A 13,164-nucleotide genomic window follows, 5' to 3' on the forward strand; every position below is an offset into this window, starting at 1 on the left:
TTAAAAATCAGTCTGCCAGCGCCGCTTTCTGCGCCTGGAAGATGGTTTCGATGCCCCCTCGGGCCAGCGCCAGTAGCGCCAATAGCTCATCGTGGCTGAACGGCTCACCCTCGGCGGTGCCTTGCACCTCGATCATGCGGCCATCTTCCATCATCACCACGTTCATATCGGTTTCTGCGGCGGAATCTTCCACATACTCCAGATCGCACAGCGCTTCGCCGCCAACGATACCGACTGAAACCGCAGCCACCAGCCCTTTCATCGGGTTGGCTTTCAGTTTACCGGCGGCAACCAGCGCATTCAGCGCATCGGCCAGCGCCACACAGGCTCCGGAGATGGAAGCGGTACGGGTACCGCCATCGGCTTGCAGCACATCGCAGTCCAGAGTGATGGTGAACTCACCGAGCTTTTTCAGATCCACTGCGGCACGCAGTGAACGAGCGATCAGACGCTGGATCTCCAACGTACGGCCACCCTGCTTGCCTTTGGCCGCTTCGCGGGCATTACGGCTGTGGGTAGAACGCGGCAACATGCCGTATTCTGCGGTGATCCACCCTTGCCCTTGGCCTTTCAAGAAGCGCGGAACGCCCTCTTCTACCGTGGCGGTGCACAAAACTTTGGTATCGCCAAACTCAACCAGCACTGAACCTTCAGCGTGTTTCGTGTAGTGACGGGTCAGTGTCAGGGGGCGAACTTGTTGTGGTGCTCTGCCTGCAGGACGCATGGGCTCTCTCCGGCTTCTTATTAACGTTTGGCTGCGCATTATACGGGCTTCGTGACGTTATGCCTATCCTGCCCGCAGGTGCGACGCTATAATCGTTCCATCTTTTCCTATTTACGGGTACGCACAATGATCCGCAGCATGACCGCCTACGCCCGGCGTGAAATCAAGGGTGAATGGGGCAGCGCAGCTTGGGAGCTGCGTTCCGTTAACCAACGCTACTTAGAAACCTACATCCGTCTGCCTGAGCAGTTCCGTAGCCTCGAGCCAGTGATCCGCGAGCGTATCCGTGGCCGCCTGACGCGTGGCAAAGTGGAGTGCAACCTGCGCTTTGAGCTCGACCCAAGCGCGCAAAGCTCGATGATCCTGAACGAAAAACTGGCCAAGCAGCTGGTTGAAGCCGCTAACTGGGTCAAAATGCAGAGCGACGAAGGAGAAATCGATCCGATCGACGTCCTGCGCTGGCCGGGCGTGATGTCCGCTCAGGAACAGGATCTGGACCTCATCAGCAACGAGCTGATGCAGGCGCTGGAAGGCGCACTGGATGATTTCATCGTGGCACGCGAAAGCGAAGGCACCGCGCTGAAAGCCCTGATCGAGCAACGCCTCGACGGCGTGAGCGCCGAAGTGATCAAAGTCCGCGCCCAGATGCCTAATATCCTGCAATGGCAGCGCGAACGTTTGGTCAGCAAGCTGGAAGAAGCCCAGGTACAGCTGGAAAACACTCGCCTGGAGCAGGAACTGGTGCTGATGGCACAGCGTATCGACGTCGCCGAAGAGCTGGACCGCCTGGAAGCGCACGTCAAAGAGACGCACAACATCCTGAAGAAGAAAGAAGCCGTTGGCCGTCGCCTCGACTTTATGATGCAGGAATTCAATCGCGAATCGAATACGCTGGCGTCCAAGTCGATCAATGCCGAAGTGACTACCTCAGCGATTGAGCTGAAGGTGCTGATTGAGCAGATGCGCGAGCAAATTCAGAATATCGAGTAAGTATTCAGGAAGAATCAAGAAGCAGCAAAAAACCAGAAGGCCCGCCAAACAGCGGGCTTTTTTGTTGTCATGAGCTAGCATAAAGAATCAAGAAAGCGCATCATTACCGTGTACACCTGGGTGTACCCCTAGCATTAGATGTACACGACTAGGTGTACACCCCTCCATTCAATACTCAGGGCTTCATGATGCCAAAACTAACAGACATGCAGATCCGCGCATGGATAAAGGCCGGAGAACGATTTGAAGGCCGCTCAGACGGCAATGGGCTTTATCTTTCCTATCGGGAAAGCTATCAAACGCCGGTTTGGCGCTTCCGGTATAAATTTGCCGGAAAGTCACGGGTAATGATGATCGGCTCCTATGCAGAACTGTCGTTGGCTAAAGCGCGGGAGACAGTCAAAGAGCTTTCAGCCCGCGTTGCCCTGGGTTATGACGTGGCCGGAGAGAAGCAGGAACGTAAATCCGAAGCGCTGGAAAAGATGGAGCAGGAGAAGCACGCGATGCGAGTATCAGGGCTGGCCGCTGAATACTTTGAACGCCAGATCCTGCCACGCTGGAAGCACCCCGACATACTGCGCCGCCGCATCGACAAGGATATAAACCCGCACATTGGTAGCATGAAGGTGGAAGACGTTAAACCGCGCCACATTGACGACATGCTAAAAGCTATCGTTGATCGTGGAGCACCGACCATAGCAACCGACGTCTTAAGATGGACGCGCCGCATATTCGATTACGGCATCAAGCGCCATGCATTGGAGATTAACCCTTGCTCGGCCTTCGAGGTTTCCGACGCTGGCGGGAAAGAGATAGCGCGTGACAGGTGGTTAACCCGTGACGAACTGATCCGACTGTTCCAGGCTATGCGAACCGCCAAGGGATTCAGTAGGCAAAACGAACTCACATTCAAGTTATTGTTGGCCTTATGTGTGCGCAAGATGGAGCTATGCGCGGCACGGTGGGAAGAATTCGATCTAGATGCTGCTATCTGGCATCTACCAGAGGAACGCAGCAAGAACGGTGACGCCATCGACATCCCATTACCGCCACCAGCGGTTGAATGGTTGAGAGAACTTCACACGTTCTCATGCAATAGCGCCTGGGTACTGCCAGCCAGAAAGATGCAAAACAGAATGATTCCCCACATACAGGAAAGCACCCTACCTGTGGCACTGGCAAAGGTACGGGCAGAAATGCCAGATGTGCCAAACTACACCATTCACGACTTCCGCCGCACGGCACGGACTCACCTTGCAGCGTTGGGCGTTGATCCTGTTGTGGCTGAACGCTGCCTGAATCACCGTATAAGGGGCGTAGAGGGCATCTACAACCGGCATCAATACTTTGACGAGCGCAAAGCAGCACTGGCGCAGTGGGCGGCATTGCTGGTGGCTTTGGAGCGTGGCGAAGGCTACAACGTGACACCAATCAAAAAAGCTAAGTAACCGAACAGATTGAGCCTAGTCCGACGGGGCGAAAAGCGGAAAGCCTTACCGCCTGGCTCAATCACTTTTTAAGGCATGGCGTCAAAGGTGGCGTGATGAATAAATTATTTAAATTAAAAGAATGGCTAACTCTGGAAGAAACATCCAGACGATTAACCACTTCCTTTCAGGAAGCCGTGTCTGTTGCAGATTGTTTACAGCTCGCCTTAGATGGACACATAAAAATATCTGTATTAATAGAGAAATCTAAGTTTGGGATACGTTGCAAAGAAGAAATTATTGGTTCAGAGCTATTATATGGATTTGTAGAATTTATGAAAGATACAGGTAAATTCTCAGAGGAAATGATAAAAACTGCGGAAAATGGCTTAAAAAGTCATGCTAACCAAAAGGAAATAGTTCAGTACGGTGATGTGTTTAAAGTATCACATGGGGTTTACGATTTACCAATGATGGGAGCGGAACGCCTTGATGTGCTTCATCTTTGCTCAATGTTGCAAGGGAGAGAGCCCGCCACACTCATTAATATGGACGGGCCTTTACTTCACTGCGGGGATGGTTTTATAAATATAATAGAACCATTTGATCATAACGACATCGAATACAAGACAAACGAACACGGAAAAATCAGTTTATTTGACAAGAAAAACGGAAGATTTATTAATGAAAAAAACCACTCCTCGGTATTTTACCCCGCTGATGGATTAGGAAATGTTGAATTTGTTTTCCGTAGGTTAAATATTGAAGCCTTCGAAAAAAGTCAGATAGAAAATGACCAAAATGACTTAAACATTTCTCTAAATGGAAGCCTTGAAATTATTGGAGCAATCATTTACTCAATAAAAAACACCCCAACAAAAAGCAAAAGATGGACTCAGGATGCGCTTAAAGCTGAAATGATAGAGAACAGAAAATCATTGAAGCCTCGAGAAATTGATGATTATTTTGCTCAATCAAATAAGGTATATAAAACAGATAGTTAATTTCGCACCGAAAATCCATTTTTCGCTGCGATGACTTTCCATCTCATTCTTTCAATCATTACCCCGTAACGACTCAACAACCACCAACAAGGGGTTACGGGCTATGACCACAGCACAAAAGACACAAGTCGCAATTCCCACCACCGGCTATATCCGCCGCTTTCGCCTAGCTGAAATGCTGGGCGTTAGCGTTGCTACCATCGACCGCAAAGTTAAAAACGGCACATTGCCGCGCCCGGTTAAGTTAGGCGAGAAAATCACAGCTTTCGACGCAGTAGAAATCAATCGTTGGCTGGATGCACGGCGGGAGTCTAGCAATGCGTAGCGTCATCACCGTACACAACAACCGTGTGCCGCTGGTGGAGTTCCAGGGGCAGCGAGTGGTCACATTCGCTATGGTGGATATAGCCCACCAGCGGCCCAAAGATACAGCCCGGAAAGCTTTTAAACGCAACCGCGCCCGATTTATTGAGGGGGAAGATTTTTTTATCGTTGCCGCGTCAAAAGTAGATTGGGCGAATACTGGTTGCTTAGCCAGGGGCATGAAACGCCCAGGCAAAGAATTGAACAGTGCCATTCCGATTCGCGGGAAGGTCACGTTGATTACTGAATCTGGCTATCTGCTGTTAACGAAGCCTTTCAACGATGATTTGGCTTGGCAGGTACAGCGCCAGTTAGTCAAAGCCTATTTTCGGCACATTCCCCAATTCCCAGAACTGCATAAGGTGCGCGTTCCTGATGCTGCTGAACTGATTGAAATGCCATTGCCGCAGGCACAAAACCTGATTGCAGAGATCGAACGCGAGTCATTTACCCAGCACGGGCAGAAAGGCAGCGCAGCTATGCGCCTGCGTCGCGATGAGCTTAAAAAACTGCGTCCGGCGACAAGGTTTGTGCGGGAGCGAGGACAAATTGAGGTTGCCGATACCGGGGATTATGCCGATGAATAATTTCAGTGACACTACCCGGCAGCGCCATACATCTATGAATAGCACCGGCCAGAAAAAATCCCTTCCCCTGGCTGGCATCCGTTGCCGTGCAGCTGGTGGATCGGCCCCAATAAAAAAAGGCGAGGATTGCGCCCCCGCCCTTTGGTATCACCTGAACAAAACTCAACTTTCTGGCGTTCCCTGCTTTGCTTTGCGGCGCTGTAGTTCTTCACGCGCCACGCTGATCAGCCGGTTAATTTCCTCACTGGCAGTAACGCCGATCGCTTCGACTTGCTCCAGCGCATCGAGCGACGAAAGCAGGTGGTTTTCTGTCGCGCCATCTGTCTGGCGCCTGGTTATCTCCCCGCGCATGGCTGCGACAATAAACCCGGCGGTGCTCTCGTCCGCGCACTTAACTGCATCCATGTCATCCATGACGTCATGGGGAATGCGGATAGAGATCTGTTTTGATTTGTCGTTGATGGTGTTCTTTGCCACGTACATTCTCCTGATAACTGACTGTGATTCAGTATACACGAAAATGAATCACAGAAAACACTTGACCTGTGATTCAGTTAAACTTAATTTAAATCACACCATGAGTGTTCAGGTGGCAAAAAACGGCGAAGCCCGGCAGTGCGTCAACACTAACCGGGCCTCTAACCACAACGATAGAATCAGTATCGAGGTAGCCATGTCAAATATTACCACAGCGCCGCAGCGCTTCACCTTCCTGTTTTTGGCCGTAGTTCGTGCCAATCCACAGGCCTTACCTCACCGCGAGCAGGTAACAGCCGCCACCGAGCGCGAAGCCCGTTCTTTTCTGGCTGGCCGCTATGTCCTGCTGTTCGCTGGCCGTCTGCCAGTACGGGAGGTGAGCCATGTTTAAAATCATCGTCACCACCACGAACCACCGCACCGGTAAAACAACGGTAGAAACCTGCCGCCGCCGTTATAAAACCTATTGCGGTGCTGAGAAAGCCGCTCAGGGCATGCGCTGGGTATGTAGACCGGATGGCGTAACCGCCACCGAGGAAGTTTCCGCCGAGGTTGTGGAGGTACGCCATGCATAACCAGATCCCTCAATGCGTATGCGACGTAAGTTTGCATGTATCCCCTGAGTTCTCTGGCAGAGTCTTGCTGCATATGGAGCAAGGACGCCTTATTTCCGATCTGCGCATACATGAAAGTTATCACCTGTTAAATCTGGAAGGCTTTATCGAGTTGGCACGCCGTGCCGGATGGCGAGTTGAACCCATAATCGAACCGAATAGCGGGGAATAAAACCATGAAAAAAATAAATACCGGACCAGCATCCGGGGGATCCGCTCACCCTGAAATCCGCCCAGGGGATATTTACCGCGATGGCCGAGGCGTCCAAATCACTGTTACAGATTACGCCTACAACCGCGTGACCTATTTACGCGACGGTTATCAAAATCCCTGCATCTGCACGCCTGAGCGGTTCGAGCGTGAATTTAAACGGGTAAGGGGCGAAACGATTACGGAATGGTGCAGCAAAACGCCCGTATCCGAAAAAATAGAAAAGTTGAAAAAGGTTATTCGCGAAAGGAGACAGCACCCGTGATCAACCGTCTGGATTTTATTCGTGAGGTAAAGCGTGCCGCTGATGGCAGTTGGTCAACGTTGCTGCCTTCTTGCGGTGTCACCGTGCCGGGGCGTGGCAAGCATGGCGCCTGCCCAATTTGTGGCGGTACCGATCGCTTTCACTTTATTGATGACCACGGTGGCGGTGAATGGCATTGCCGCCAGTGCGACGAACCAAGCCACGGTGATGGCCTCGACCTGATTGCTCGGGCTCATGGTATTACTGTAATGGCGGCCGCCGAGCTGGTGGCCAACCCAGCGGGGGTTTCTTTCCCGGTGGCGGAAACCTTGCCGAATACCACCAGCCAAAATAAAGCCACTGTGGAGGTGGAGCGGCAGCGCCGGGAACTGGAGCGCCAGCAGGCGGAAGCCACTGAACTGGAGCAGAAGCGCCAGCGGTTCAATCGCCGCTATACCGCGTTATGCAATAGCGCCGCGATGGGGGGATCGGCCTACCTTGCGGCTAAAGGGCTGACCGGCTTCACCTTCCCCATTCTGCCTGATGGCCGGTTGCTGGTGGAATTGACCGACGAAAGCGGCGCGGTGACGGCAGCGCAGACCATTACGCCAACCGGCGAAAAGCGGCAGGTGACGGACGGGGCCAAACGTGGCGCATTCCATACCTTGGCAGGCGGGCCAGAGCATCCGCAGGCGGTCATTATTGCCGAAGGGCTGGCAACCACTCTCACAGCTCACCTGATGCGCCCGGATGCGCTGACGGTGGTCGCGATCGATGCCGGTAATCTTCTGCACGTTGCGGAGGTAATGCGCCGGAAGTATCCCGATGTGCAGATCATCATTGCCGGGGATAACGATTGGCACGCACCGGGTGAGCTGGACGAACACGGCAAGCCGAGGAGGAACAGCGGGAAGATAGGCGCAGAGAAAGCCGCCAGCGCTGTTTCTGGCTGGGTGTCTTTGCCACCGACAGAGCATAAAGCCGACTGGGATGACTACCGCCAGCAGAACGGCACAGAGGCCGCAGAGCGGGCATTTAATGATTCGCTCTATCAACCCAAAGCCGCGGGAGAAGAAAAACACGCCGGTAGCCAGCGCGATCCACTCAGGCCTCACGTCGTCAGCCGAAAAGATGGCGTTTTCTGGATAACGCCGAAGGTGGATAGAGACAGTGGTGAGGTGATCAACTATGAAAGCTGGCTATGTTCCCCCCTTGAGGTTATCGGTACCGGCAGGGACGACAAAGACCAATACCTGATTATCCGCTGGCACCCTGCCGGGGAAAAACTACCGACAACCGCCGCCGTTCCCCTGGCTGATATTGGTGAGCGGGAGGGCTGGCGCACGCTGAAAGCGGGCGGGGTGAACGTAACCACGAAAACCGCACTCAGGGCCACCCTGGCCGACTGGTTGCAGCGTGGCGGCTCCTGCGATATCTGGCGCGTAGCGCAGGCCACCGGCTGGCAGTGTGGCGCGTACATCATGCCGGACGGGCAAATCATCGGTACGCCTACAAGGCCGGTGCTGTTCAATGGTCGCAGTGCGGCCGCTGCCGGGTACACCGTCAAGGGAACGCCAGAGAGCTGGCGCAACTCGGTGGCACGCCTTGCCCGTGGCAACCCCTCCATGATGGCCGGTATCGGTGCGGCACTGGCTGCGCCACTCATTGGGCTGGCCGGTGCTGACGGGTTCGGTATCCACTTCTACGAGCAATCCAGCGCCGGTAAGACCACCACCGCCAATATCGCCAGCAGCCTATACGGTGAGCCGGACGCCTTGCGCCTGACATGGTTCGGTACCGCGCTGGGTATTGCCAACGAAGCCGCCGCGCACAATGACGGCCTGATGCCGCTTGATGAGGTGGGTCAAGGTGCTGATCCGGATAGCGTGGCGAAATCGGCTTACACCCTGTTTAACGGTGTCGGAAAGCTGCAGGGGGCCAAAGAAGGCGGCAACCGTGATTTGAAGCGCTGGCGAACCGTGGCCCTCAGTACCGGGGAAATGGACATTGAAACCTTTATCGCCTCAACAGGCCGCAAGGTGAAGGCGGGCCAGTTGGTGCGCCTGCTGAATATCCCGCTGGAGAAATCGCAGCAACACCACGAAACGGCGAACGGCAAAGCCCACGCTGACGCATTGAAAGACGCCTACCAAAGCCACCACGGGGCCGCAGGGCGTTTCTGGATCAAGTACCTTGCCGACCACCAGCAACAGGCCATTGCTGCCGTCAGAGAGGCAGAGAGCCGCTGGCGTTCGCTGATACCGGCAGACTACGGCGAACAGGTCCACCGTGTTGCTGCACGGTTTGCGGTACTGGAAGCGGCCCTGTTGTTCGGGCGGTCTGTCACTGGCTGGGATGCGCAGGAATGCCGGGACGCAATACAGCACAACTTCAACGCCTGGATCAAAGAGTTCGGTACCGGCAACAAAGAACACCAACAGGCCATTGAGGCAACCGAAGCTTTCTTGAATGCCTATGGATTTAGCAGGTTCGCGCCGCTTCCCTATGACCCGCAGAGCCTGCCTATTCGTGATTTGGCCGGGTACTGGGACAGAGGCAAACATGATTGTGACACCATGGTGTTCTACACGTTTCCTGCTGCGTTCGAGGGGGAGATAGCGCGAGGGTTCAACTCAAAGCATTTTGCCAAGGCGCTGGCAGAGGCCGGGATGCTGACACCGCCAGCCAGTGGCCGGGGCTATCAGCGGAAATCACCGCGCATCAATGGACGTCAAATCAACGTTTACGTGATCCACCACCTGCCAGAGAACGACCAGGGGGAGGATTAATTTTCTCTACGTGCGAGAAAAACATGTTGGTTCAGTTAGTTCAGTTGGTTCAATTTGTAAATACGGTTGTTTTTAAAGGTAATTATTTTTTAGAAGTGCCGTTTTTGAACCAACACTGAACCAACAAAGGGGCGTTTTGAACCAACAAAATAATAAATCAGATGGAGATCAACCCATGAGTGTGGTCATTGAATTTAGTTCACAGCCCAAAATTAGCCGCCGAACGGCAATACATGAAGCTGGTCACGCGGTGGCAGCATGGTTTACAGGTCGGAGCAATATTGAAATAGCGGCAGCGGATGGGGCGAGAAAAGCGAAAACATCAATGGGGCTGGTGGCGGACTGTGTTGCCGTAACCCAGTGGCAGGGTGTAACACCGAGAACCCTGGACGACATTCAAAACCTATCACTACGGGAGCGCACCGATCCCGACCAAGTTAGAGACATAAAGACACAGGCGACTATTGATATAATCATCGCCATGTCAGGCATCGTGGCCGAGTCTATTTATTCTGGTGTGGAAATAGGCGAACTAATGAACACATCAGGAAAGTCTGATATGGAGAGCATTTCAGACTTGAAAAAAGTATTGCTGGCGGTAGGAGCAACACAGGAAGAAGCCGAAGACATCCAAGATAAGTCACTTACCCGGTGCTATAGCTTTGTGCAAATGAAGTGGTGGGAAGTGATCGCGCTGGCAAAAATTATTGAGAATAAATCACACATTCCTCCGAGTTATTTTATCGCTATTATGGGTATGATTGACCATCCATTCCCTACCGTTATCAGCCTACAGGATATGGATAATATCGCATCGTAGTTGAGCGTTAGGATGATTATCAATCAGTTATGGAAATAAAAATGCCGCCACTCAAAATCATTAAGCTGTCTATTTTTATCTTTGCCACTGTGATAACCGCAGGGTGTTCAAACGGAAAGATCGCCCCAGAAAACACCCTGGCCGCACTCCATTTAAAGAAAAGCGAGGGGTATAAAAATCGCCCTGGATGGGCGGCGCTGGTGGCTCTCTCTAACGACGACTGCCAAGCGTCCAAGTCTCATGGCACATCGTTGATAGACTGGGGTGATTCAGCATGCACGCCGAGCAAGCTCATCGAAACCGTTAATGCTAAGCCAGAGCTCATCCCGGTATTTTACGCAGCTTACCATGAGTATGGTGAAGGTAAGAACGGTGTGGTGAAGGGGCTTGCGCGTGATGGGTACGGTTTGAGTGAAACCTCTACCCAGTCACTACTTTTCATGTCTAATTTGGCCGTGCGTGTTTCTGACAAAAAAACTGTAGAGGCGGTTTACTCTGATTTTAAAGGTGACCGCTGGAGCATGGGCCTTGCTGATGTCAGTGAAAGCGACTTTAAACTATCACTTAGTAAATTCGCTGATAAAGCACCAGAGATAAAGAATAAATATGATCAGGCCGAACGTGAGCGCATAGACAAAGTGGTGCGGGAGAATGAGCGCATTAGCGCGGAGCAGGATAAGCGCAGAGCGGAGATCGAGGCTAGCTTAACATCAATGCGTTTTTATCCTGATTTCGGTAGCACCCCCTCGGCCAGTGAAAAACTTATAAAGCAACAGCTTGACCAGCTTAAGTTCACAAGAAAGCAGTCCGTTGATGGATCAGGGAGGTTAACCGCTGGTATGGGTTATTATTTGGAGGGAAGAAAAATATACCCTACAGGTTACTTCGATGTTGATGATTTCATTAGAAGCATACGCATAAGCATTCGTGGATGTTATGAGGTCGGGGCTTACACTGAGTCAAAGGCGGTGAATAATGCCTGTGTGGAAGGGATAGCCCAGGGCATCAAGGAATGGGGAGCAGCCGCAAGAGATAAATCAATTTCCGATAGGGCATGGTTCTATGGTGCAAGTGAGGGGACGCTTCGACACTCGGCTCTGGTTGAAGAAATATTGTTCTCTCATTGGGCTGGCATGGCGAGGGTATACTCATCCAGAGGGATGTAACCATTCCACGATCCTGACACTTCCAGAAGCCCGCCACCAGCGCGGGTTTTTCTTTTGCCATTTTCTGCCGGCAGGCGTGCGTAAGTGCGCAAATCGCGAATTTCGCATTCGGGAAAAACTGCGAATTGCGCATTCGGGAAAAAACTGCGAATTCGGTAATTGCGCAATTCACTGCGCAGATTGGTGAAAATTAATTATTATCAATAGATTGTAAGATTTCAAAGTCCAGTCGTGAACCTGAAAAAACTGCGAATTGCGCACGTGATACCCCAAGAAAGCCCAAGTATTTCGCATTTTTGCGCACTCCGAATTCGCAAAAAAAAGCGAATTAAACTCCGAATTCGGGAATTCGCAAAACAAGCAAAAAAGCCCGGCACGCCTGATGCTGCCGTGTCTGTAACTCCGAATTCGGGGGAGACCGAACCGCAAGAAAGCGCAAGTTTTCGGGTTTTTCAGCGCGGTTAATCGCGGTGTTTCGTGGTTATTGCGCACGGCTGCGCATGGATCCTAACGAATCATAACGTCCAAACGATTCTCCATTCCCCTCCAAGTGATAAGCTTTGATAAGGTTCGGACGGTCCCGCCATAGCGACAAATATAGACGTTCAAGCCTCCCGCCCGCCTGCAAAGCTTCACCCTGGACGGGGCTTTGTTGAATAAATCGAACTTTTGGCCGTAGTCAGGATCAGATCACCACACTCCTCATCCTGCAGCGATATCACGTGGCAAAACAAAAGTTCAAAATCACCAACTGGGCTACCTACAACAAGGCACTCATCCATCGGGGCTCACTGACTTTCTGGCTTGATGAGTCGGCCATTCAGGCCTGGTATGACAAGCCCAACACGTCTTCACGTGGTCGTCCTCAACGTTATTCTGAGCTCGCTATTTCTACCGTACTGATGCTCAAACGCGTTTTTCGCCTCACGCTGCGCGCCGCACAGGGATTTATTGACTCCATTTTTACCCTGATGAAACTCCCGCTCAGGTGCCCGGATCACTCCTGCGTCAGCAGGCGGGCTAAGTCCGTCAACATCCCGTTTAACCCCCCCACGCGCGGCGAAATTGCCCATCTGGTTATCGACTCCACCGGATTAAAAGTCTTCGGTGAAGGGGAGTGGAAGGTGAAAAAAAACGGTCAGGAAAAGCGCCGCGTCTGGCGGAAACTTCACCTGGCGGTGGACGCCGGTACTCATGAGGTTATCTGCGCTGACCTGTCCCTGAATAATGTGACTGACGCAGAGGCATTCCCAGGACTTATTCGTCAGACCCACCGGAAAGTTAAGGTCGCTTCTGCCGATGGCGCTTATGACACAAAACGTTGCCATGACGAGCTGCGGCGAAAAAAAATCAAGGCGCTTATCCCGCCGCGAACCCGGGCGGGTTACTGGCCGGCGGAGTATGCAGACAGAAATCAGGCGGTGGCCAGGCAGAGGCTTACCGGGAGCAATGTTTACTGGAAATGGAACACGACTTATAACCGGCGGTCGGTGGCCGAAACGGCAATGTACCGTGTTAAACAACTGTTCGGTGGTCACCTGACGCTGCGTGACTACGATGCACAGGTTGGTGAGGCTATGGCCATGATCCGTGCCTTAAACAAAATGACGCGTGCAGGGATGCCAGAAAGTGTGCGGATTGCCTGAGGAAGTCAGTGACGGGAGGCGCTTTTATCTAAATCCGATTTAATCAACAAAGCCGTTCTGTCCGCGAATCAGGGATCTCCACGACAAAAAGCTGTTTTTATC

15 protein-coding genes are annotated in these 13,164 nt (G+C 52.4%); 13 read left to right on the forward strand and 2 right to left on the reverse strand.

Annotated features, from left to right (window positions below; all coding sequences use genetic code 11):
• Nucleotides 1-7: 7 nt before the first annotated feature.
• Nucleotides 8-724, reverse strand: a complete 717-nt coding sequence (gene rph, locus KGP21_RS28160; RefSeq protein ID WP_037376445.1) for a ribonuclease PH — start codon at nt 722-724, stop codon at nt 8-10.
• A gap of 126 nt (nt 725-850) precedes the next feature.
• On the opposite strand from rph, the gene KGP21_RS28165 reads away from it, so the two are divergent.
• The 5 genes from KGP21_RS28165 to KGP21_RS28185 all read left to right on the forward strand — a co-directional run bounded on the left by KGP21_RS28165 (nt 851) and on the right by KGP21_RS28185 (nt 5,095).
• Nucleotides 851-1,714, forward strand: coding sequence for a YicC/YloC family endoribonuclease (locus KGP21_RS28165; protein ID WP_021181835.1), 864 nt, complete (start codon nt 851-853; stop codon nt 1,712-1,714).
• A gap of 188 nt (nt 1,715-1,902) precedes the next feature.
• Entirely contained in the window at nt 1,903-3,162 is a 1,260-nt protein-coding gene (locus KGP21_RS28170; RefSeq protein WP_223536661.1) for a site-specific integrase, read from the forward strand.
• A 95-nt stretch (nt 3,163-3,257) separates the two neighbouring features.
• On the forward strand, nt 3,258-4,145 hold the full coding sequence (locus KGP21_RS28175) for a hypothetical protein (protein WP_223536664.1): 888 nt from the start codon (nt 3,258-3,260) through the stop codon (nt 4,143-4,145).
• A 103-nt stretch (nt 4,146-4,248) separates the two neighbouring features.
• Complete coding sequence (locus tag KGP21_RS28180) at nt 4,249-4,470, forward strand: AlpA family transcriptional regulator (RefSeq protein WP_186529176.1); 222 nt, start codon at nt 4,249-4,251, stop codon at nt 4,468-4,470.
• Nucleotides 4,463-5,095, forward strand: coding sequence for an ORF6N domain-containing protein (locus tag KGP21_RS28185; RefSeq protein ID WP_223536667.1), 633 nt, complete (start codon nt 4,463-4,465; stop codon nt 5,093-5,095). Before KGP21_RS28180 ends, KGP21_RS28185 begins: the two co-directional genes overlap by 8 nt.
• Before the next feature lie 162 nt (nt 5,096-5,257).
• Here KGP21_RS28185 and KGP21_RS28190 read toward each other — a convergent pair whose 3' ends face one another.
• Complete coding sequence (locus tag KGP21_RS28190; protein WP_223536670.1) at nt 5,258-5,572, reverse strand: YlcI/YnfO family protein; 315 nt, start codon at nt 5,570-5,572, stop codon at nt 5,258-5,260.
• A 196-nt stretch (nt 5,573-5,768) separates the two neighbouring features.
• Here KGP21_RS28190 and KGP21_RS28195 point away from each other — a divergent pair, with 196 nt between their 5' ends.
• The 8 genes from KGP21_RS28195 to KGP21_RS28230 all read left to right on the forward strand — a co-directional run bounded on the left by KGP21_RS28195 (nt 5,769) and on the right by KGP21_RS28230 (nt 13,062).
• Nucleotides 5,769-5,963: a host cell division inhibitor Icd-like protein gene (locus KGP21_RS28195; protein ID WP_223536674.1), complete on the forward strand. Its 195-nt coding sequence runs from the start codon at nt 5,769-5,771 to the stop codon at nt 5,961-5,963.
• Nucleotides 5,956-6,147 (forward strand): hypothetical protein, encoded by a 192-nt coding sequence (locus KGP21_RS28200; protein WP_223536677.1) that lies wholly within the window; start codon nt 5,956-5,958, stop codon nt 6,145-6,147. Before KGP21_RS28195 ends, KGP21_RS28200 begins: the two co-directional genes overlap by 8 nt.
• Nucleotides 6,140-6,358, forward strand: a complete 219-nt coding sequence (locus KGP21_RS28205) for a hypothetical protein (protein ID WP_223536679.1) — start codon at nt 6,140-6,142, stop codon at nt 6,356-6,358. The genes KGP21_RS28200 and KGP21_RS28205 overlap by 8 nt, the downstream gene beginning before the upstream one ends.
• A 4-nt stretch (nt 6,359-6,362) precedes the next feature.
• On the forward strand, nt 6,363-6,662 hold the full coding sequence (locus tag KGP21_RS28210) for a DUF4222 domain-containing protein (RefSeq protein ID WP_223536680.1): 300 nt from the start codon (nt 6,363-6,365) through the stop codon (nt 6,660-6,662).
• Nucleotides 6,662-9,430 (forward strand): TOPRIM and DUF927 domain-containing protein, encoded by a 2,769-nt coding sequence (locus tag KGP21_RS28215; protein ID WP_223538552.1) that lies wholly within the window; start codon nt 6,662-6,664, stop codon nt 9,428-9,430. The genes KGP21_RS28210 and KGP21_RS28215 overlap by 1 nt, the downstream gene beginning before the upstream one ends.
• Nucleotides 9,431-9,566: 136 nt before the next feature.
• The gene (locus KGP21_RS28220; RefSeq protein WP_223536682.1) at nt 9,567-10,250 is read left to right on the forward strand and encodes a M50 family metallopeptidase; all 684 of its coding nucleotides are present in this window, start codon (nt 9,567-9,569) and stop codon (nt 10,248-10,250) included.
• Between the two features lie 41 nt (nt 10,251-10,291).
• Complete coding sequence (locus tag KGP21_RS28225; protein WP_223536683.1) at nt 10,292-11,416, forward strand: hypothetical protein; 1,125 nt, start codon at nt 10,292-10,294, stop codon at nt 11,414-11,416.
• A 722-nt stretch (nt 11,417-12,138) separates the two neighbouring features.
• Nucleotides 12,139-13,062 carry an IS5 family transposase gene (locus tag KGP21_RS28230; protein ID WP_223536684.1) on the forward strand — a complete coding sequence of 308 codons (924 nt, stop codon included), beginning with the start codon at nt 12,139-12,141 and terminating at the stop codon, nt 13,060-13,062.
• Nucleotides 13,063-13,164 lie beyond the last annotated feature (102 nt).

It is taken from the genome of Serratia sp. JSRIV004, assembly GCF_019968705.1.
Taxonomy (GTDB): domain Bacteria; phylum Pseudomonadota; class Gammaproteobacteria; order Enterobacterales; family Enterobacteriaceae; genus Chania; species Chania fonticola_B.

What these genes read in the sequence shown, in the direction of transcription:
- KGP21_RS28165 (WP_021181835.1), top strand. Translation starts at nt 851, where the DNA reads ATGATCCGCAGCATGACCGCCTACGCCCGGCGTGAAATCAAGGGTGAA.
- rph (WP_037376445.1), bottom strand. Translation starts at nt 724, where the DNA reads ATGCGTCCTGCAGGCAGAGCACCACAACAAGTTCGCCCCCTGACACTG.
- KGP21_RS28175 (WP_223536664.1), top strand. Translation starts at nt 3,258, where the DNA reads ATGAATAAATTATTTAAATTAAAAGAATGGCTAACTCTGGAAGAAACA.
- KGP21_RS28205 (WP_223536679.1), top strand. Translation starts at nt 6,140, where the DNA reads ATGCATAACCAGATCCCTCAATGCGTATGCGACGTAAGTTTGCATGTA.
- KGP21_RS28195 (WP_223536674.1), top strand. Translation starts at nt 5,769, where the DNA reads ATGTCAAATATTACCACAGCGCCGCAGCGCTTCACCTTCCTGTTTTTG.
- KGP21_RS28210 (WP_223536680.1), top strand. Translation starts at nt 6,363, where the DNA reads ATGAAAAAAATAAATACCGGACCAGCATCCGGGGGATCCGCTCACCCT.
- KGP21_RS28200 (WP_223536677.1), top strand. Translation starts at nt 5,956, where the DNA reads ATGTTTAAAATCATCGTCACCACCACGAACCACCGCACCGGTAAAACA.
- KGP21_RS28225 (WP_223536683.1), top strand. Translation starts at nt 10,292, where the DNA reads ATGCCGCCACTCAAAATCATTAAGCTGTCTATTTTTATCTTTGCCACT.
- KGP21_RS28180 (WP_186529176.1), top strand. Translation starts at nt 4,249, where the DNA reads ATGACCACAGCACAAAAGACACAAGTCGCAATTCCCACCACCGGCTAT.
- KGP21_RS28185 (WP_223536667.1), top strand. Translation starts at nt 4,463, where the DNA reads ATGCGTAGCGTCATCACCGTACACAACAACCGTGTGCCGCTGGTGGAG.
- KGP21_RS28170 (WP_223536661.1), top strand. Translation starts at nt 1,903, where the DNA reads ATGCCAAAACTAACAGACATGCAGATCCGCGCATGGATAAAGGCCGGA.